Here is a 20,494-nt window from a genome sequence, read left to right on the forward strand (position 1 = left end):
TTAGTTATGTGTCCGGAAATTTATAACAGATTCTGAAATAAAGATTTGCCTGAACCACAACTCCATAGTAAGAGCAGCCAGTACTTTTTCAGAAAGATCCTGCTTTCCCCTTAAATGAGGTTCTACGTATTCTTTCAGCAAATCTCTGTCTGTAAAAGAAGGATAAACAGCCGTCTCAGGATTCAGCATTTTAAGCAGAAATGTTGAAAATTCCGGCTCACGGAGCCAAGCAGCATAATTATGATATTTCCACACCGGCTCAGTTTGTAGCTTTAATTTTATAGGTATATTTTTAATTTTGCGCTTTATTTTGAATATAAGATCATTTTTCTGACCAATAGGTACAATTCCGTGAGTTGTGTGAATGTCCCTGAATAATTCAGGTAAATGCTTGGTTATACAGGCAATATACAGCCTGCTGTTAGCTCTGTATTCATCAGGCAGTCCGTAAATGAATTCCATTATGTTATTATCATAAAATGGTTTTCTTTGTTCCACTAATTTAGCGTGTTCTATGGAACCCGAGTTTGTAAACCGCCTGACTCTCGTATCCAGAAAGTAAGGGTCTTCATGCTCAATGTCATAAAATGAATCTGTAAAAGGGGCAAACTTCACTCCAACACCTAACTTTTTAAAGGCTACTTCCTGTGTTATCCTTGAATTATATTGTGTTATCCACCCTCCCCCAACATTCAAATCGCCGGAAAAACCATTTAAATTTATATCGCATATCTTCTTTATAAAGCCATGAAAACCAGATGAATGCATATGCATCAGATTAAACATCCCATCTGTTTTCCAGACTCCAGTTTCTCTTTCGCTATACCAGCTATTACTGTTTAATTCCAGAAAAGAATGTTTGCAGCCTTTCTTTTTTGCCACTTTTTTTGCCAGAAGTACATCAACGCTATCAGGTACTCCCCATGTTAATGTTTCTACACTACAGGGTGATTCTAATAATGATAAAATCACTCTGCTATCTGTACCACCACTCAAGGTTAATCCAATATTTTCCTCTCTGTTAGTTTTTTCATTGACAGACTTGGTAAGCAGGAAATGAAGCTTATCTACAGCCTCATCAAAATGTATTTTTTGTGGAGTTATTTTTGACCAGGTCCAGTATCTCTGAACTGAGGAAGTGTTACTTTGTAAGTTATAGCGATACAGGGTGGCGGCATCAGCTAAATGTACATCCTGAAACCATGTCCGAGAACCTGTTAAATAACCAAGCTCCAGGAAAACATCTACCATTTCCTGGTCTATATCGGGCGCTTTTTTAAGGATGTATTTAAAACATTTTAATTCAGAAGCCCAGGCTAAAGCTCCTGCATTATTATAAATATAAACAGGTTTTAAACCATATCTGTCACTGATAATAATTATCTCTGAGGTGGGAACATGATAAAGTACAGCTGAAAAATAGCCATTAACATGACTACAAAAATCAGCCAGATTATTTGAAATAAAGGCCTCAGTTAAGGTATGAGCAAAGTCTGAATATGAAAAATTAAAACGAATGGAAAGTTCTTCTAAATTATATACCTCTCCTTCAACCCACACCAGACAATTATTAGAACGAAATGGTGACTCCTTCTCTCCTATTATATTGAGGTGAGCTCTTGACGCTATTATGTACTCATCCTGATATACCTCATCTTTTTTATAACTTTCATCATAAATTAGATTATCCAGCGCAGTACTAAATGACTGTAAACTAAAAACATCATTTTTCGAATGTCCAACTAAGCCTGGCATTATTATAATTTTATAATTTTAAACTTCTAAGATCGATATACCTGCCATTTAGAAAGTAGATTATGCTCAAAAAAACAACCCCACCAACAGCAGATTTAATTATTAACCCGATGAGAGGACTGCTAATAAAATTAAATGAGCTAAAAGAGCCTACTACTATTACCATAATAGCTGCTATTACCAGAAAAACCAACACTTTAAGCAAAATAGGCCTGTAGTTAATCCCTGCAACTCTATGAATAAAGAAGTGCCACAACCAGCCAAATAGCAGCATAAGCAGTAGCTGGGAAAAACCGGCAGCCTGTAGAGTAGGCACATTAAGTAAGATCAGATACGTAACGAAGCTTGTGCCTGCCAGTAAAATTAAATTCCACTTTAAAATAACTTCCGGTTTCCCTTTTGCCAATACTAATGCTCCTCCAATGTTACCAAAAGCCCTGAATAAACCTACTGCCGCCAGATAGGGCAATATACCCGCAGCTAAAATCCACTCTGTACCATAAACAACTGTAATAAATTCTGTGGAAACGATGCTTAATCCTGCTAAAATCGGAACATTTATGAGCATTACCAGAATGACCGCTTTTGTATAGTAGGAATTTAATGATTCCTTATCATCCTGTATTTTAGAAAAAACAGGAAATGCAATGTTTGTAATAACCGGGTTAATTTTACTAATTGGCAAAATACTTATATTATATGCAATAGTATAAATTCCCAGTAATTCCGCACCCAGAATTCTGCCAATAATTAATTTGTCAACATTAGCGGAAAGATAATTGACTGTACCTCCGGAGAAATTGTAAAAGCCAAACTTCAGGTAAGGCTTTATTTCCGGAAAATTAAATTCAAATTTTGGATTATTATATTGCAGTCCGTAAATAAAGCTGCCCAAGGCGATTACAGCTGAATATACAATCGCACCATAAACCAGAGAATAAACTCCGAATCCATAGTACGCTAAGCCTACTGTAAAGACAAAGGAGAAAAGAATCGCAAGCAACGAAATTTTTGAGCTCAGATTAAACCTTAAATTCTTTCTTAAAATAACTGCGAACTGTGATCCCACCGGGGTAATAATTAAATTTATACCCACCAGCGGAATTAAATCATTTAATAGAGGCTCATCATAAAAAGCAGCAAATAACCCTCTTGTATAATAAAGAATAATAAACAGGAAAAGACCTACTGCAATATTCAGCCAGTACAAAGAAGAAAGCTGTCTGCTGCTTGTGTCCTGCTTCTGAATTACTGCACTACTGATGCCAAAATCTGAAATCATGCCTGCAAAGCCAATAATAACATACAAAATAGCCATAAGCCCAAAGTCTGTGGGCGTAACAAGGCGGGCAAGTATAACAGTTTGCAGGAACTGGAGAAGAGTACTAATTACAGTGGTTAAAGTAGACCATTTCACTCCCCTGATTACCTCTTTTTTTAGGTCCATACTCCTGCTATCAAATCGTTAATAATGTATGATATCTTTCATTCGACTTCTCCTCTCCAAAATGTTTCAGTAACAGAGACTGATTGAGACTTCTGTCAGCCGACGTCAAAAGACTATTAAAACTGATTTCATCAATTTCATCCAATGCATAAATTTTAAAACCTAAGCAGTTTAGTAATTTATACAAATTGCTTTCTCCGCACATAAACACCTTAACTCCAATCCATAATAAGGCAATTATGTTCCCCCATGCCTGAGATCTTTTGTGGGGCATAATGGCAAAGCCAACACTTTTTAAAATAGCATGGTATTCATCAGGCATTAAGAAATCCAGTAAAGGAGTGAATTTATCCCCCAGAATGCGCTTCCCTCCGGAAATTACCTGGCTAATGTACTCTTCTGAACCAGAGTAGGATAAAGGAACATAAACTTTAGAATGCTCCAGATGCACATCTGAAAGGAGTTGTATAGCATCGAGATGGTTATTTGCAGGATTAGCTGAGTTTCCTATTAAAACATTTGTTTCACCGACGGCGGTATCAGGATTAAGCGGAAAAGTAAACTGCTCAACAGTACCATAAGTAAAATCTATATAGTTGAAATCTGCTTTGAAATAATTTTTAATGATCTGGTAATCTTCATAAATATAATGAGCGAAAAAGTCCACCCTGTTAATGGCCTTTTGGTATTGTCTCAGATCCAGAGATTCATAATGCTTTTTCTTAATTGTCTTCAACCTGAACAAACCCTTAGCCACCCATGATTGGGGGATTTCTTCTCTATTTAAAACAGAGGAGGTGTTCTCCAGATAATGTCCGTTCCTGAAATCCGGAAGATCAAAAACATCTGCTCCCCAGAAAATCCAGACGACTTTTATTCCTTTTGGAATTGAACTGATAAATTTCAACAGCTCTTTTGAAAGATAATGAATATAGATGGTACGATAGGAAGACAGATCACCAACTATTTTATTAAAAGCTTCGGAGTATAGAGATGCGATCAGGACTTCCTGATTTTTAACAAACTTCAACTTATGCCCATCGACCGGCACATAAATGACAAACCGTTGTACATCATTTAATTGTTGCTTAGCTCTGGCAATAAAAAAATCTATGAATTTATCGTCATGTGTAATATGTAAAACCATTCTTTCAGCAATATTTATTTTAGTCTGCCCGGTACTCCAATAACTACAGAATTTGAAGGCACATCTTTAATTACAACAGCACCCGCTCCTATTACAACATTCTGTCCCACTTTAACATTAGGTAAAATAGTTGCTGAAGCACCGATAAACGATAAATCCCCGATTTCAGCACCTCCCAATACTACGGCACCAGGACTCACTTCCACATAATCTCCAATTTTACAATCGTGATGCACCAGTACACCTGCATTTAAAAGCACGCCATTCCCGATTTTCACAGAGTTGGAAATAAAGACATTATGCATAATATTGAGTCCCTGCCCCAGGTGAACTTCATATGTGCCAATTATAGCGGTACCGGAGATCACTGAAGTAAAAATAAAACCTTCCGTACTAAATTTTTCTGATAGGGTCTTCCGAACTAACGGACCGCCCACACCCAATGTAAATACTTTACTCTTATCTTTAAAATATTCTTTTGCAGCTGCTAAATCTCTTATTAGAGGAAATTCACCTAAAAAAGAAGAACCGATATTCTCTGATATATCGTCATAAAAGGCAAGTTCCTTTACAAGACGCTTTTCAAGTACGGCAACAATGTCTCTGGCATGTCCTTTTGCCCCAATAACAAGCATTTCACTGGTATTTTTGAACTCTTAATAAGATCCTTGCTATCATATCTATTTCTTCATAAGACAAATCATAATACAAAGGTAAACACAGCGCTCTTTTTGAAACCGCACCCGCAATCGGAACGTCATATTCTTTCACATACGGAAGAGTTTCCAGGGAAGGGTAAAAATATCTTCTGGAAAAAATCTGATACTTCTCCAGCTCTGCTTTTGATTTTAATAATTGTTCTTCGGAAGGAAATATGATGGGGTAATAAGCATAATTATACTGGGTATAACTCTGAATTATAGGTCTTTCAATATTCAGTTTTTCTAACTTTAAATGATAATAATTTGAAAGCTCCTCTCTTTTCTGTATAATATTTTTTATAAATGGAAGATTACTGAGTCCCATTGCGGCATGAAATTCAGAGTTTTTACCATTGATACCGAGATCAGCAAAACTTTCTGTTCCTTCATGCCCGAAATTTCTTAAATAAGACATTTTCTTTAACAGGCCCGGGTCCTTTGTTATAACTGCTCCGCCTTCGATTGTATGAAAAAGCTTGGTAGCATGAAAACTTGTGGTACTGATATCACCAAAACCGAATACACTTTCACCTTTATACTGCGTGCCAAAACAGTGGGCAGCATCATATATTACTTTTAAATTGTGCTTGGAGGCTATTTTCTCAATCTTCTCCACATCACACGGATTTCCATACACATGTGTGGCCAGAATAGCAGAGGTATTTTCTGTAACAGCAGCTTCAATTTTTTCAGGATCAATATTCAATGTTTTACTGTCAATATCCACAAAAACAGGAACACATCCTTCCCAGACAATACTACTGGTTGTTGCCACATACGAAAACGGAGTGGTAATAACTTCCCCTTTTAAATTTAAAGCCTTAATAGCAATTTGAAGTGCAATAGTACCATTGTTTAAATAAAGTAAATGATCTAATTCCAGATAATCTTTTAGCTTTAACTCAAGCTCATTCACCAACGGCCCATGGTTGGTTAACCAGTTTCTCTTCCAAATTCCATTTATATAATTCTCAAAAACCTCCTTTGGAGGTAAAAAGGGCTTGGTTACGGGTATCATTTTAAATGTTACTCAACTTTTATTTCCATAGAACAAATAAATACTTTTCATCCAGCTTCATTTAGTATTCCACCACTTAGCTGCCTAATCTATTCAGTATAGTATGGACTTTCGGATCCATACCCATACCCATACCCATACCCATACCCATACCGATTCAATTTTTGGTCGTTATATAAGAGGCTTACATTGGCAATTTTCCCTGTTTCATACATTTCCTGTAACGATTTGATATGCTCGGCCTTGGTATAATTCTGCCGAACCAGGAAAACTGTATGATCGGAATAGGGAGTCAGCACCAATGCATCGGTAACTAAGCCAATTGGCGGTGAATCCAGTACGATGATATCAAACTGTTCCTTCAACAAGTTCATCAGTTCCTGCATTTCATGGCTCATCAGTAGCTCTGATGGATTAGGTGGAATAAGTCCTCCTGTAATAAGGTAAAGATTAGGGATATTGGTTTGCTGAATAATTTCCGTCAGGAGGGCCTGCCCACTTAAGTAATTGCTCAGCCCAATGTCATTATTCAGTTGGAAGCCTTCAAATACTTTGGGCTTCCGTAGGTCACCGCCTAAAATAAGCGTTTTTTTCCCGCTAAAGGCGTATACCGTTGCCAGGTTGGCAGAACAAAAGGTTTTTCCCTCTCCACTTACAGAGGAGGTAAGCAAATAAGTTTTACAGCCGCTTTCTTTATTCTTCGTGAAAAACTGCAGGTTGGACCGTACCGAACGGAAAGATTCCGCCACGGCAGAGCGCGGCTTTTCTGCCACTACTAAATTGGTATTAGTAGGGTTATGGCCAATAGTTCCAAGGAATGGGATGCTGCTGAGGGCCGTTAAATCATCTTTATAGCGGATGCGGTCATTAAAGTAAAAGAAGAGGAACAGGATGCCGATGGGTAAACCCAAGCCCCCGGCAAGGGCGACAACATAATTTTTTTGCACATTGGGGGAAATCGGTCCACCTATCAGTTTGGCGGGGTTCACTACCCGTATACTGGCGGTGGTAGAGGCTTTGGTAATGCCTGCTTCTGCTTTTTTTTGCATCAGGAAGAGGTACAGATCTTCGCTAAGCTCGTACATCCGCCTTATGTTAACATACTCCCTTTCTACCTTTGGTAAAGCTTCCATTTCCCCTTCCAGGCGGGCAATCCTTTTATTGACATCCTGTTGACTTATCACCAGGTTCGCCCGCAGGTTTTCTACATACTCTGCAATATTTTCCTTTACATCAATAATCTGGTTAGTTATACCAGAAAGGAAAGGATTTTCTACACTAGATGCTTCTTTCACCTGGTTCCTTTGCATTTGCAAGTTCACTAACTGGATAACAAGGTTATTTAGAACTTCATCTGTAATCCCTACAGTGGCAGGAACTACCGGCTCCCCCTCCTGGTCTTTCCGGATGTAATCCTGGATGTAATCATAATACTGTTGCTGAATCCGGTATTGCCCTCGGCTTACCTCCAATTCGTTTAATCGTTCGAGCAGGACGGTGGACTCGGCACTTAAGTTCACCCCAAGATTATCCCGCTTAAAGTTTTCCAGATTTGTTTCAATCTTGCTAAGAGAATCTGAAATCCCCTCTAACTGATCCGAAATAAATTCAATTGTTCTGGAAGCATTCTCTGTTTTATTACGGGTATTCTGCTGAATATAAGTATCCGCCAGCGTATTCAAAAAGTCAATCCCTTTCTGTGGGGTAGATCCATAAATGGTTAAATCAAGGAGAGAGGCTCCTTCTGCCGTCCAGGAAGTTTGAAGTCGGCTCCCATAAGAGCGGGCTACGGCAACCGGGTGCGAAAACTGGAGAACGAGGCGGTTGTTGATAAACTGGCTGTTTTCGAGCCCGGGAAGGGGATAAATGAGGATGGTCTTCCCACTGATTTGAAATGGAACCCCAAAAGAGAATTTATCCGCCTCGCCTAATGGCTGTTCATCTTCCTCCCGCTGCGGTGCGAGATAGAACGTTTCAGCATCGGCAATCATAAACACAAAAGACTGCCCGAAAGGGAGTTCAGATTCCTCAATAGGCTGGATGCTTATTTCCGGCCTCGGATAAATTTCGGTGGTTTTAACCCTTCCTTCTTTATAGAAAGCGATGTGGAAATCCAGCTTTTCCACCACCTCCAGCATCACAGGGTCGGCCTTGATCAGGTAAGGTTCATTATAATAATTAGGGTTCCCCTGCAGGAGCGGGTTGTTGGCATAGAGGATGGCGGCAGAGTTATCAAGGCCAGGCTCTTCCTTTACATAAATCGACATGCTCACCGGGTATATTCTATGAGAGTATTTGTTTACCAGAAATGCAGCACATAAAGCTACCACCAGGCAGGCGATTACAGCATACCAGTATTTAAGCACGAAAAAGAGAAACTTTTTCAGATCCGCCAGTGCGTCATCCTGTTTTTTAATGGTTTGCAATGATCCCTAATCGTTTATTTATTGTGGAACTTATTTTTCCTGACTTGCAAATGTATAGAATTTCGGCTTCTTTTTAAGTGTTATTCCTATCACTTTCCTACTTCACAAATGTCCTTACCTCCCTCCCCCACTTATGTCATCCTGACGCCATAGCGGAAGGATCTTTCTTCGTTTCGGCTTCACTGGTGCTTCCATCTTGGAAAGGTCCGGCAACGGTCCCGGTCTGGCGTGAACCATTGGGGAACCGCGTCCGACTCCCCTGTGGGGGCCGCTTTCATCGGGAGGTCAAACCATTTAAGTTGAGGATTCAGCAGTCAAAAAGCCTTCTCCCATTCAGGAGATTGCCGCGCTGCGCTCGCAATGACAACACCATTGGGGATTATACTTTTTTGTTTCTTTACTAACCTCTCCTTTATTGTCATCCTGAAGCCGACCTGAAGGATCTTTCTTCGCTTCGGCTTCATGGGTACTTCCATTTTAGAATGATCGCTTCGCGCGGCGCCCGCCTCCGTCGGGATGTCAAACCATTGAAGAAAGAGACACTACAGCTCTCATCTCCGCTCCCTTTGCGAAGAACTTTTTATTCGTAGTAATTAAACGTTTTATACCCCGAATCCATCAAATGTTTTTCGCGCTGCATTAGTTCCAGATCTGAACGGGTCATATCTTTTACAAGGGCAGGGAGGTCGTACTTTGGTTTCCAGCCCAGCTCTTCCCTGGCTTTGGTGGCATCGCCAATCAGCAGTTCCACCTCTGTCGGGCGGAAATAACGCGGATCGACGGCTACAATTTCCTGTCCTGCAGGTAAGGGATACAGGCCGCTGCTGCTGCTTTTTACATAGCCTTTTTCCTCTACGCCTTCTCCTTTAAATTCCACTTCAATGCCAAGCTCTCCGAAAGTCATGCGCACAAATTCCCGCACCCTGGTGGTAATGCCGGTCGCAATTACATAATCATCGGCTTTATCGCCCTGCAGCACCCTGTACATGGCTTCCACATAGTCTTTGGCATGGCCCCAGTCGCGCTGCGCATCGAGGTTGCCCAGGAACATTTTTTCCTGCATACCTAAAGCGATACGGGCAGCGGCACGGGTGATTTTACGCGTCACAAAGGTCTCCCCTCTGATGGGCGATTCGTGGTTGAAGAGGATACCGTTGCAGGCATACATGCCATAGGCTTCACGATAGTTGACCGTAATCCAGTAGCCGTACAACTTGGCCACTGCATAAGGCGAGCGGGGATAGAAGGGTGTCTTTTCGCTTTGAGGTACCGCCTGTACCAAACCATAAAGTTCGGAGGTAGAAGCCTGGTAAATACGGGTTTTGTTGGTCAATCCTAATATTCGCACCGCTTCCAGCACCCGTAGCGTACCCAGACCATCGGCATTGGCCGTGTATTCCGGCGTATCAAAGCTAACCTTAACATGGCTCATGGCGGCCAGGTTATAAATTTCATCCGGCTGCACTTCCTGGATGATACGGATGAGGTTGGTGGAATCCGTCAGGTCGCCATAATGCAGCTTCAGCCTGAGGTTTTGCTCATGCGGGTCCTGGTACAGGTGGTCGATACGGTCAGTATTAAAAAGGGAGGAGCGGCGTTTGAGGCCATGCACCATGTAGCCCTTTTTGATTAACAATTCCGCCAGGTAAGCACCATCCTGTCCGGTGATACCGGTGATTAAAGCAGTCTTCATATAATGTTGTGGTTCACGCAGAGGGCGAATGTAGGGGTTTACGCAAAGTTCGCAAAGTTTTCTCGCCGCACATGTGTGTTTATCTCTTTTATTAATCTCTATTTTTCAATTCTTTAGTACTCAACTTAGTACTCAACGCTCCTTTATGTCATCCTGAGGAATGAAGGCGACTAAGCGTCCCCAAAACCTCTTTCTTCGCCTCTGCTTCAATGGTGCTACCGACCTGGAAAGATCCCTCCTAAGGTCGGGATGACAATACATTTAAGAGGATGACAGACCATCGGAGACCTACTATTCCATTTCTTTACTACCTTCACCCCTACTTGTCATCCTGAGCCCAAAGGCGAAGGATCTTTCTCACTCAGGATTTTCCGTCAAGCTTCTGGTTGGGAAAGATCCCTCCTTTGGTCGGGATGACAGACCATTGATAAATGACCAGACCATTAATGATGACAATTCCGCCATTATATTTTTACTACACCTCCCCGTTCAGGAACTTCCATTCAGGGTTGAAGTCTTCAATCAATTTCACCTTCTTTTCCCGACGCCAGCCTTTTATTTCTTTTTCCTTCCTAATTGCATCCAGCACATTTGGATGCCTTTCCCAATAAACCAGGTGGAAACAGAAATATTTTTCCTGCAAAGGTTTCCTTCTTTCCCCTCTCTCACTGAAATGCTGGTCAAGACAATTCCGCAGGCCATTTGTCACGCCAGTGTAAAAACCTGTTTTAGCAGAATTCATCAGGAAATAGATATAATAATTATGATGGCTCATGGATTTGTAGAAACATAATTATCAGGTTCATATCAGCCTTTGCGCCCTTCGCGCAAAACTTTGCGTCCTTGGCGGGAAGCTTCACCCCCGCAATTTAGCCCTTCCTGAAACTTTTTGCACCCTTAGGCAGGAAAATATTCCCGGCAAAAACCATTTTTTCTTACATAAAAATCTACTCCAGGTAATTCTGCTTAAAGTCCTGATAAGCAGCTTCTATACCTTGCTTAAGCGGAGTGGAATGTTTCCAGCCAAGATCGTGCAACTTCCTTACATTCATGAGCTTACGAGGTGTGCCGTCGGGTTTGCTAGTATCGAAGGAAATATGTCCCTCATAGCCGACAATATTCCTCACCAGCCGGGCCAGTTCTCCAATGGGAATATCTTCTCCCGTACCGATATTCACCAGCTCTTTTTCGTGGTAATGTTCCATCAGGAAGAGGCAGGCATCGGCCAGATCGTCGGCAAAGAGAAACTCGCGGCGGGGCGTTCCTGTACCCCACACCACCACCTCCGGCAGCTGCTGTTCCTTTGCTTCGTGGAAACGACGAATAAGGGCGGGCAGCACATGGGAATTTTCCGGGTGGTAATTATCGCCATAGCCATAGAGGTTGGTAGGCATGACCGATATAAAGTTGCAGCCATACTGGTCGCGGTAGGCCTCGCACAGCTTGATGCCGGCAATTTTGGCAATGGCATAGGGCTCATTGGTGGGCTCCAGCGGCCCGGTGAGCAGATACTCTTCCCGCAGCGGCTGAGGAGCCATTTTAGGATAGATGCAGCTGGAGCCCAGGAACATCACCTTTCGCACCCCCTGCTGCCAGGAGGCATGAATGATATTGGACTCGATCATCAGGTTGTCGTAGAGGAATTCAGCCCGGTAGGTGTTATTGGCCAGTATGCCCCCTACTTTGGCCGCTGCCAGGAATACATAATCCGGTTTTTCTTCCGCAAAGAATTGATGAACAGCTGCCTGGTTCCGCAGGTCCAGTTCTTTTGAATTTCGGACAAGAATATTTTTGAAGCCCCGCTTAACAAGTGCACGCTTGATGGCCCCTCCCACCATCCCTCGATGGCCTGCAATGTATATTTTCGAATCTTTATGCATAATCAATTATTGTAACAGTTTCACGCTTATTTCACGAGAAGTCCGCGGATGTTTTCCCAAAAGCCGCAGAGAAGTATTTTTATTTTTCCTTAGCGACCTTGCGAAAAGAATTTGCGCGCTCTGCGCGGACCCTTCATCTTCCTTAATTTCCCCCTGGCCCAAAGCGGAGAAAGATCAGCGTAAGGGAGGTAAGAAGGGAAATTCCAAGGGCAATGTTCCGGGCAGTAAAGGTATTAAAGGTTTTGGCCTTGAGTGGTCTGACAATGATGAGGTCGTTGGGCTTCAGGTAGAAGTAAGGCGATTCAATGAGCTCGTCATCCAGCAGGTTAACAAAGGCAATATCCACCTGCTCCCCCATTCGACGCACGATCTTTACGTTGGCCCTGTCCGCATACTCACTCAGGCCGCCGGCATTCCCTACGGCTTCCATGATGCTGTATTTGGGGTCGAAGGTCGTGAAGGTGCCCTGCTGCGCCACTTCTCCCAGCACCGTATAATTGAAATTGAGGAGTTTAACCCGTACGGTAGGAGATTTAAGGTAGCCATCTACGGCCTGGAATATTTTTTGCCTGGCCTCCGGAAGGCTGAGCCCCTGTAGTTCGATCTCCCCTACCACGGGCAGTTCAATATTACCATCCGGGTCGATCAGGTAACCCGATAAGAGCGGATCCTCTCCTTCCGCACCTGTACTCCCCGCCTGGCTGAAAAAGTCGTATTCTTCAGGGGTAAGGCTGGCAATTTTAATAGACAGTATATCGCCCGGCTGCAGGGAATAGGCATAATCTCCTGCATACAGGGTTTTGACTACCGTATCTTTGGGATAATTATTCAGCTCTCCGGGCCTTTCCTGCAAATAGGTTTGTTTCCTTACCGGAACACATTGGGAGAAGAGGGTCAGCAACAGAAGTCCGACTAGTAACCTGTACATGAATTTATACTTATTTGAGCGGCCAAATATACTATTTTATATCACCATTCCCCAACGGCAGGTACTGCAATTCTATTGTTGTACCGCCCATGGGAAGGAGATCCCCGCCTGCGCGGGGATGACCTAGATCGTGCAGGCTGAGCAGGTCGGGTGGGAAGCGGTGGTAAGATGATGTATGTTCCAGGCGAGATAGCCAGCCTTGTCATGCCCGCAGGGCATCTGGAGATTACAAAGTTAGCAGAAAGGCTAAAAATTAATTGCTCTTCCCTCTCCAGGTTTTTCCTTACAGGAGAAACATCCTTAGATTCCCTGCGGGTAAAATAGGCTTATTCTGTCATTTTCAGGTCAAAGGCAAATACGCGTCCCGGACTGCGCGTCCCGGACTGCCTGCTGAGCGGGGGATTTATTCAGTGGTTTTAATTCTACTCCTATTCAGGAGGTCGCCATTGGTGATTTTATACAAGGGAGACTTTCCTGCTATTGCGAGCCCGTCGCGCCATTACTCACATCTCCCGACTCCCGTCTCACGACTCATACCTCATACCTCATACCTCATAAGCAAAACAATTTCACCTTCTTTCCTTTTACCTAAAAGGACAGCGCTCATGATGAGGATTCGGTAGAATTTACTGACTTTCACCTTTTTAGGAATATTTTTAGAAGAAGGGACGGAGAAAGAACCGGCAGGAATGCTGAAATGAAGCAGGACAAACGTTTGAGAAAGCAGGAAAAATCGCCATTTTTGCAGCTGAAGCGCGTAACAAATTCAAAAAAACACTTTTTTTATAGTATATTCGCTCCTGAAAAATTTTATATATAAACTTTTGAGATATGTCAGATACCGCAGAGTTAAAGTTTAACGGAAACACTTATCAGCTACCGGTCATAACAGGCTCTGAAAACGAGCAGGGCATTCAAATAAGCAACCTTCGGGCGGAGAGCGGGCTCATTACCATGGACCCCGGCTTTAAGAATACCGGCTCCACGCAGAGTGCCATTACTTTTCTGGATGGCGAAAAAGGAATTCTCCGTTACCGCGGATACAGCATCGAAGACCTTGCCGACCGCTCTACCTTCCTGGAAGTGGCTTACCTCCTGATTTACGGAGACCTTCCCAGCGCCGAGGCTTTCGCCAAATTCCGCCAGGAAATCACTTTCCACACCCTTGTCCACGAAGACATTAAAAAAATTCTGGATGGCTTCCCGTCCAATGCGCACCCGATGGGTGTTCTTTCTTCCCTGGTGTGTACGCTAACAGCTTTTTATCCTAAATCGCTCGATCCAAACCGCAGCTGGGATGAAGTGAACCTGAGCATCATCCGCATACTGGCGAAGATGCCGACTTTCGCGGCCTGGTCGTACAAAAACGAAATGGGCCACCCGGTTATTTATCCTGATAACAAGCTGGACTATTGCTCTAACTTCCTGCGTATGATGTTTGGTCTGCCAACCGATAATTACGAAGTGGACCCTGTGGTCGCTTCTGCCCTCGACAAGCTTCTCATCCTGCATGCCGACCACGAGCAGAACTGCTCTACTTCTACGGTTCGGATTGTAGGCTCTTCGCAGGCCAGCCTGTACTCTGCGATTTCTGCCGGTATCAATGCCCTCTGGGGACCACTCCATGGTGGTGCCAACCAGGCGGTAATTGAAATGCTGGAGCAGATTAAAGCCGATGGTGGCGACACTGCCAAGTTTATTGCCAAGGCAAAAGACAAGAACGATTCATTTCGCCTGATGGGTTTTGGCCACCGGGTATACAAAAACTTCGACCCACGTGCCAAAATCATCAAGAAGGCAGCCGACGATGTGCTGAACAAGCTGGGTATCAACGACCCGATTCTGGAGATTGCCAAGAAGCTGGAAGAAACTGCCCTGAACGATGAGTACTTCGTGGAGCGCAAGCTGTACCCGAACGTTGACTTCTACTCAGGTATTATCTACCGCGCCATCGGTATCCCTACTGAAATGTTTACGGTGATGTTTGCCCTGGGTCGCCTCCCCGGCTGGATTGCCCAGTGGAAAGAGATGCGCGAGAACCGCGAGCCAATCGGTCGCCCACGCCAGATTTACACCGGTCCACAGCTGCGCGAGTACGTTGACCTGAATAAGCGTTAAAAAATACTTTCTGTAATGGAAGAGCCCTGGAGAAATTCAGGGCTTTTTTTGTATGCATGCAGAGGAGAGGGAAGAATTTCTCCTCCTGATTCTCTTGGTATAAGAAGCCCTTTTGTTCAGGTCTATTTTGCACAGCAGGCAAAAGAAGGATAACCGGAAGAGATTCCTGGTCTCCGCTAAAGCTCCGCAAGGAATGACGGTGAGGGAAATTATGCTCTACGATATGGGAGGACGAGAAGGAAAGCTATGCTCGTGGTAAGCCTTATAAGGGCCCCGGGTCAGGGCAAATGAAAACTATAGACTTGAAGCTGATAACAAACCCGAGGCGGAGCCTCCTGCCAGCGGGGAGCTTTTATGCGGGCGGAGGGCGTATAGGTTTTTGGTTCAATAGGAAGGGAAATGTTTTTTAACCAGTGTCCATACCAGGGCGTTAGTGGCGCCGGGGAAAGAGGCTATAGCAATCACCTGATTCCGGCAATGGAACAAGAGGGAGAAGCTATTTATTGGCCCCTGTTTTAAGTTAGAAGGTTGCCACGCTCAGTCGCACCTCCTTCCCTCGTAATGACAGCCAGAGAAAACCTAGCCACCTTGTCATCCCCGCCAGGGGAGCTGGTGAGACTTCCATGAAGAGTCAGGTGTAAATGGTCAACAAAACCACTCTTACTCCGCCTACCCCCTCCTCTAAAAGGGTTTCAAAAGTAAGGAGAAGCGAATAAGATTTCCTGCCTGCGCGGCCCGGGGAAGGACAATAGGTGAGATGCTCATATTCAATTAATTTTTCTTTAAACCGGTTCAATGTTATAATGACAGACAAAGCTTCTTTTTCAGAACGGCTAACCTGAGGAATTCTAAGCCACCTTGTCATCCCCGAAGGGGATCTAAAGAAGTATCGGTTTGAAAAAGAATTGAAGAGAAAGAAAGAAGAAAAACCTTCCCTTTCCCCATAGAAGCGCTTCCTTTATATAAACAGCGCTAGCTTCCCTGCCTGTGCGGCCCGGGTGAATGACCAATCTGCTTATTTAGCAAGAAATACCTGGTCAGAGCAGCTCCTTTACTTCTTTCATTAGAAACTCAAACCTTCGTCATTCCTTTCCAGTCATTTTAGAAAAGAGAACAGAAGGGATTAATGAGCAGGCAGCATAATTACTACGTCTATATCACAACCAATCCTAAAAAGACCGTGCTTTACACCGGCATGACCAACAATCTGACGGCTCGCCTCCAGCAGCATTACGCCAACAGAGGAAAGAAAGAAACTTTTGCCGGAAGTTATTTCTGTTATTGCCTCCTCTATTATGAAAGACACCAATACGTACAACATGCGATTGAACGGGAGAAGGAAATAAAGGGCTACAGCAGGCAGCAGAAAGAGGATTTAATTAGCGAGTTTAATCCGGAGTGGAATTTTCTGAATGTGAATGAATGAGCAAGTGCTGCTTCGGGTTTTACCGGATTTTTTTGTGAGGGTTTCCTTCTTTCCTAAGTATCCTCTTCTGCTCATCCTTTACCCATTCAGATCCCCTGCCTCCGCGGCCCGGCGGGATGACAAAGGAAAGGTCTCCTTCAATAGTGTCCATAATTTAGCAGTGGTTCCTTTGGTTCCTTTCCGCCAGTTGAACAACTGCTCCCTAAAAAGCCTATTGCAGAAAGAGAATCCACTTTGTCACCCCCGAAGGAGGGCTAGAAAAGCCATCGGCAGGAAAAAGAACTTCTACTCCTAAATGGTAAAAACCGGCATAGCAGGAGAAGAATTAATTGTGCAGGATATGGCTGCCTTTCCCTCCTTCTATTATTTTTCTGCACTTAGTCTGCATGCATACTATATTTTCTGTATATTCACCCACCAGAATTCATAATTTCTAATTGATCATTTTTAATTACTATACCATGGCTACACCAGAACAATTCGAGGCGGCTGTTCAACAGTCAAAAACACTTCCCCAACGCCCTTCCAATGATGACCTTCTGTTACTATATGCCCTCTTTAAGCAGGCGACCGAAGGCGATGTGAGCGGAGAGCGACCGGGTGGTTTTGACTTTAAAGCCATTGCCAAATATGATGCCTGGGCGGCTCAAAAAGGCAAAAGTGGCGAAGAGGCCCGGGACGGGTATGTGAAACTTGTAGAAAGACTTGCAAATAATCAATAATTATTTCATACATTTGCACAGCGAATGAATTATTCCCCGTCCTGCATGGTTATCATGCAGGACAGTTTTATGCACCAGCGGCGAAAGCCTACGGCATAAAACTGTGAAGCGAAAAAAGAAGTAGATATTAAGTGCCTGAGTTTTTAACTAAGCGAAATGGATTGGGCCATATAATATCCTTCAGAGTATTATGTGTGGAACATCCTTAGCTGGTACAGGCAACGCCCTCCGGAAGTACCCCTTCCTTTAAAGCCAACCCTTTTCGAACCAGATTCTCTTGTCCTGCCGCCCTGCGGTAACAGGACCGGGGAAAGACGTTCTATACATTCTCCTCCCGAGCAATAAAATCTTAATTTATCATAAATACAATTGAATGAGTAACGTTAATTTCGAGGATCTTGGCCTGTCGTCGGCTACCATGCAGGCATTGCAACAAATGGGTTTTACCCAGGCATCGCCTATTCAAGCCCAGGCAATTCCTCATCTTTTAGAGGGTAAAGACGTCATTGGTCAGGCCCAAACCGGCACCGGAAAAACGGCTGCCTTTGGTATTCCCCTGGCTGAGCGTATCGACCCTGCCAATAAGGCCATACAGGCCCTGGTACTTTGCCCTACCCGCGAACTGGCGGTACAGGTAAATACCGAATTAAAGAAAATCCTTCAGTTTCACCCTAAGCTTAATACCCTAGCAATATATGGTGGTGAATCTATTGATAAGCAATTTAAAGCGCTTAAGCGTGGCGTACAGATTATTGTCGGCACACCGGGCCGTGTACAGGACCACCTGAACCGCGGCACCATTAAGCTGGACAACCTTCAGATGCTTGTGCTGGACGAAGCGGACGAAATGCTGGACATGGGCTTCCGCGAAGACATTGAAAGCATCCTGACCCATGCCCCGCAAGGAATCCAGACGATCTTCTTCTCCGCTACCATGCCAAAACCTATCCTGGAGCTGACCAAAAAGTATCAGCAGGATCCTGTGCTGGTAAAGATGGAAATGAAGGAGCTGACGGTAGAGCGTATCGAACAGATTTACTATGAAGTAAGAAGAAGCGATAAGTTTGACCTGCTGCAGGTAGTGATTGAGCTTCATCAGCTAAATATGATGCTGGTATTCTGTAATACCAAGCGGATGTGCGACGAGCTGGTCGAAAAACTTCAGGCAGCCGGATTGGGAGCCGAAGCTTTACACGGGGACCTGAGCCAGGCACAGCGCGACCGGGTGATGGCGAAATTCCGGAATGGCACATCAAACATTCTCGTAGCCACCGATGTAGCTGCCCGTGGTATTGATGTGAAAGGCGTAGATGCTGTTATCAACTATGACCTTCCGCAGGAAACAGAGCAGTATGTACATCGGATTGGCCGTACAGGCCGCGCCGGCACCACCGGACAGGCCTTTACCTTTGTGGATAAGCGCGAAAGAGGCAAGCTGAAGGATATCGAACGCTATACCAAAGCGACTGTTAACCGTCATGAGCTTCCGTCTTCAGGCGAAATCCTTAAAATGAAGCACCAGAAGATTGTGGAAGATATGCGCCAGACGCTCGAGAACGAAAACCTGGAAGCGTACAACCATATTCTGGAAGCGCTCTACCAGGAAGGTTATGACTATACCCAGATTGCAGCTGCCTTCGCCCAAAAATTACTGGCGAAAAATGAAGCCCGCATCAAAGACCTGAAGCTGGAAAAACCATCGGAAGGACGCTCTAACGGCCGCGAGCGGAACAACGACCGCAGCAACGGACGGAACAATGAACGCAGTGGCGGAGCCGCCAGAGGAAAAGGAAACAGCAACTTTATCCCTGATGGAGATGTGGCCCGCCTGTTCTTTAACCTTGGTAAAAAAGCCAAAGTGAGCCCTGCCGACTTCCTGGGCGCCATTACCGGCGAAACAGGATTGCCTGGCAGAAAAGTAGGTGATATCGATATTTACGACAAATTTACTTTCGTAGATGTTCCGGCCGAAGATGCTCAGAAAATCATCCAGATTATGAGCCGCCGGAAAATCAAAGGAAAATCAGTGAATGTAGAACTGGCTGATAACTAAAGTAGAACATACGAAAGGAAATTCTGCGATTGCCTGGGATGAGGAAAGGACAAACCACCTCAAACTTTAATCACCCGGAATTTCATTTTACCTGATTCCTTTTTCCACTATAAAGAAAAGGAATGAAAGCCTTAAAGCTGCTGTTTAATAACAGCAGCTTTTTTTATGTTTGCACTGGAAAGTGTCCGACTACAGGAGTTAACAGACACCCGTCAGTGACAAGCCCGGAATATTATCCTGTTCATTGTATAGCCGATAAAAAATGCAAGTATTCTACCAGCCAGACCTACCCCACACCCTTCAGCTACCGGAGGAAGAAGCAAAGCATTGCCAGCGGGTACTCCGCCACCAACCGGGAGACATCATTCATGTAACGGACGGGCACGGAAGCCTGTATACCGCACGCCTGACGGGTGAGCAACCAAAAAGATGCAGCTTTGAAATAGTAGAGCAGCTTCGAATAGCGGAAGAAAAACCTTATGCCATACACATTGCCATTGCCCCTACCAAGAACAGTGAAAGGCTGGAGTGGTTTCTGGAAAAAGCAATGGAGTTCGGCATCGATGAAATTAGCCTCCTGCAGTGTCGGCATAGCGAAAGAAGTAAGATAAACATGGACAGACTGGAGAAGAAAGCCATCAGTGCCATGAAGCAGTCACTCAACCTCCGCATGCCCCGGATCCATCCACTGCTAAAACTCGAAGACTTTATTCGGAATAGCGAAGCCAGCAAAAGCCAGCGTTTTATTGCCTATGTCGATGAAACTATTCCACAGCACCTGAAAGAGGCAGCCAAAGCAGGAGCACCGGCCTGTGTTTTAATTGGCCCCGAGGGAGATTTTGCCGCAGAAGAAATTACTGCTGCCCGTGAAGCAGGTTTTATCCCGGTAAGTTTGGGTAAAAGCAGGCTCCGCACCGAGACAGCCGGAATCGCCGCCTGCCACATTTTAAATCTGCTGAATGAGTAAAGAAACCAATGACTGTCCTTCAGCTACATTCCTTTCTTACCCACCTCCCAGCCTACGCGGCCCGGCCTAGGTAGGCTTGCTCCGATCACGTCATTCCGGCCTTGAGCCGGGATCTCTACCTCCATGGCAGCAGATTCCTTGTCTGCGCTAAAGCTCCGCAAGGAATGACGGTAAGAGAAGCACCGCAGGGAATGACGAAAACAGTGAGAGAGA

15 protein-coding genes are annotated in these 20,494 nt (G+C 44.2%); 5 read left to right on the top strand and 10 right to left on the bottom strand.

What is annotated here, in order from left to right; translation table 11 throughout:
- From F752_RS0100680 to F752_RS0100730, 10 genes are all read right to left on the bottom strand, one after another.
- The gene (locus F752_RS0100680; protein ID WP_017729796.1) at window positions 1-1,755 is read right to left on the bottom strand and encodes an asparagine synthase-related protein; all 1,755 of its coding nucleotides are present in this window, start codon (window positions 1,753-1,755) and stop codon (window positions 1-3) included.
- Window positions 1,756-1,765: 10 nt separating this feature from the next.
- Entirely contained in the window at window positions 1,766-3,202 is a 1,437-nt protein-coding gene (locus F752_RS0100685) for an MOP flippase family protein (RefSeq protein WP_017729797.1), read from the bottom strand.
- Between the two features lie 10 nt (window positions 3,203-3,212).
- Window positions 3,213-4,349 (bottom strand): TDP-N-acetylfucosamine:lipid II N-acetylfucosaminyltransferase, encoded by a 1,137-nt coding sequence (locus tag F752_RS0100690; RefSeq protein WP_017729798.1) that lies wholly within the window; start codon window positions 4,347-4,349, stop codon window positions 3,213-3,215.
- Between the two features lie 14 nt (window positions 4,350-4,363).
- Window positions 4,364-4,984, bottom strand: coding sequence for an acetyltransferase (locus F752_RS0100695; protein ID WP_017729799.1), 621 nt, complete (start codon window positions 4,982-4,984; stop codon window positions 4,364-4,366).
- Between the two features lies 1 nt (window position 4,985).
- Window positions 4,986-6,068, bottom strand: a complete 1,083-nt coding sequence (locus F752_RS0100700) for a DegT/DnrJ/EryC1/StrS family aminotransferase (RefSeq protein ID WP_017729800.1) — start codon at window positions 6,066-6,068, stop codon at window positions 4,986-4,988.
- A gap of 89 nt (window positions 6,069-6,157) precedes the next feature.
- A complete protein-coding gene (locus F752_RS23260) occupies window positions 6,158-8,494 on the bottom strand; it encodes a GumC family protein (protein WP_017729801.1) in 2,337 nt (778 codons plus the stop codon).
- 580 nt (window positions 8,495-9,074) lie between these two features.
- On the bottom strand, window positions 9,075-10,187 hold the full coding sequence (gmd, locus tag F752_RS0100715; protein WP_017729803.1) for a GDP-mannose 4,6-dehydratase: 1,113 nt from the start codon (window positions 10,185-10,187) through the stop codon (window positions 9,075-9,077).
- Between the two features lie 475 nt (window positions 10,188-10,662).
- Window positions 10,663-10,962: a GIY-YIG nuclease family protein gene (locus F752_RS0100720; protein ID WP_017729804.1), complete on the bottom strand. Its 300-nt coding sequence runs from the start codon at window positions 10,960-10,962 to the stop codon at window positions 10,663-10,665.
- 172 nt (window positions 10,963-11,134) lie between these two features.
- Entirely contained in the window at window positions 11,135-12,067 is a 933-nt protein-coding gene (gene fcl / locus F752_RS0100725; protein ID WP_017729805.1) for a GDP-L-fucose synthase, read from the bottom strand.
- A 142-nt stretch (window positions 12,068-12,209) separates the two neighbouring features.
- Window positions 12,210-12,995, bottom strand: coding sequence for a polysaccharide biosynthesis/export family protein (locus tag F752_RS0100730; protein WP_152424980.1), 786 nt, complete (start codon window positions 12,993-12,995; stop codon window positions 12,210-12,212).
- 831 nt (window positions 12,996-13,826) lie between these two features.
- On the opposite strand from F752_RS0100730, the gene F752_RS0100745 reads away from it, so the two are divergent.
- From F752_RS0100745 to F752_RS0100790, 5 genes are all read left to right on the top strand, one after another.
- The gene (locus F752_RS0100745; protein WP_017729809.1) at window positions 13,827-15,113 is read left to right on the top strand and encodes a citrate synthase; all 1,287 of its coding nucleotides are present in this window, start codon (window positions 13,827-13,829) and stop codon (window positions 15,111-15,113) included.
- A 1,126-nt stretch (window positions 15,114-16,239) separates the two neighbouring features.
- Window positions 16,240-16,539, top strand: coding sequence for a GIY-YIG nuclease family protein (locus tag F752_RS0100765; protein ID WP_017729812.1), 300 nt, complete (start codon window positions 16,240-16,242; stop codon window positions 16,537-16,539).
- A 461-nt stretch (window positions 16,540-17,000) separates the two neighbouring features.
- Window positions 17,001-17,261, top strand: a complete 261-nt coding sequence (locus F752_RS0100780) for an acyl-CoA-binding protein (RefSeq protein ID WP_040663910.1) — start codon at window positions 17,001-17,003, stop codon at window positions 17,259-17,261.
- A 373-nt stretch (window positions 17,262-17,634) separates the two neighbouring features.
- The gene (locus F752_RS0100785) at window positions 17,635-19,314 is read left to right on the top strand and encodes a DEAD/DEAH box helicase (protein ID WP_026135421.1); all 1,680 of its coding nucleotides are present in this window, start codon (window positions 17,635-17,637) and stop codon (window positions 19,312-19,314) included.
- Window positions 19,315-19,576: 262 nt separating this feature from the next.
- Complete coding sequence (locus F752_RS0100790; protein ID WP_017729817.1) at window positions 19,577-20,281, top strand: 16S rRNA (uracil(1498)-N(3))-methyltransferase; 705 nt, start codon at window positions 19,577-19,579, stop codon at window positions 20,279-20,281.
- Window positions 20,282-20,494 lie beyond the last annotated feature (213 nt).

Source organism: Nafulsella turpanensis ZLM-10 (assembly GCF_000346615.1).
GTDB lineage: Bacteria > Bacteroidota > Bacteroidia > Cytophagales > Cyclobacteriaceae > Nafulsella > Nafulsella turpanensis.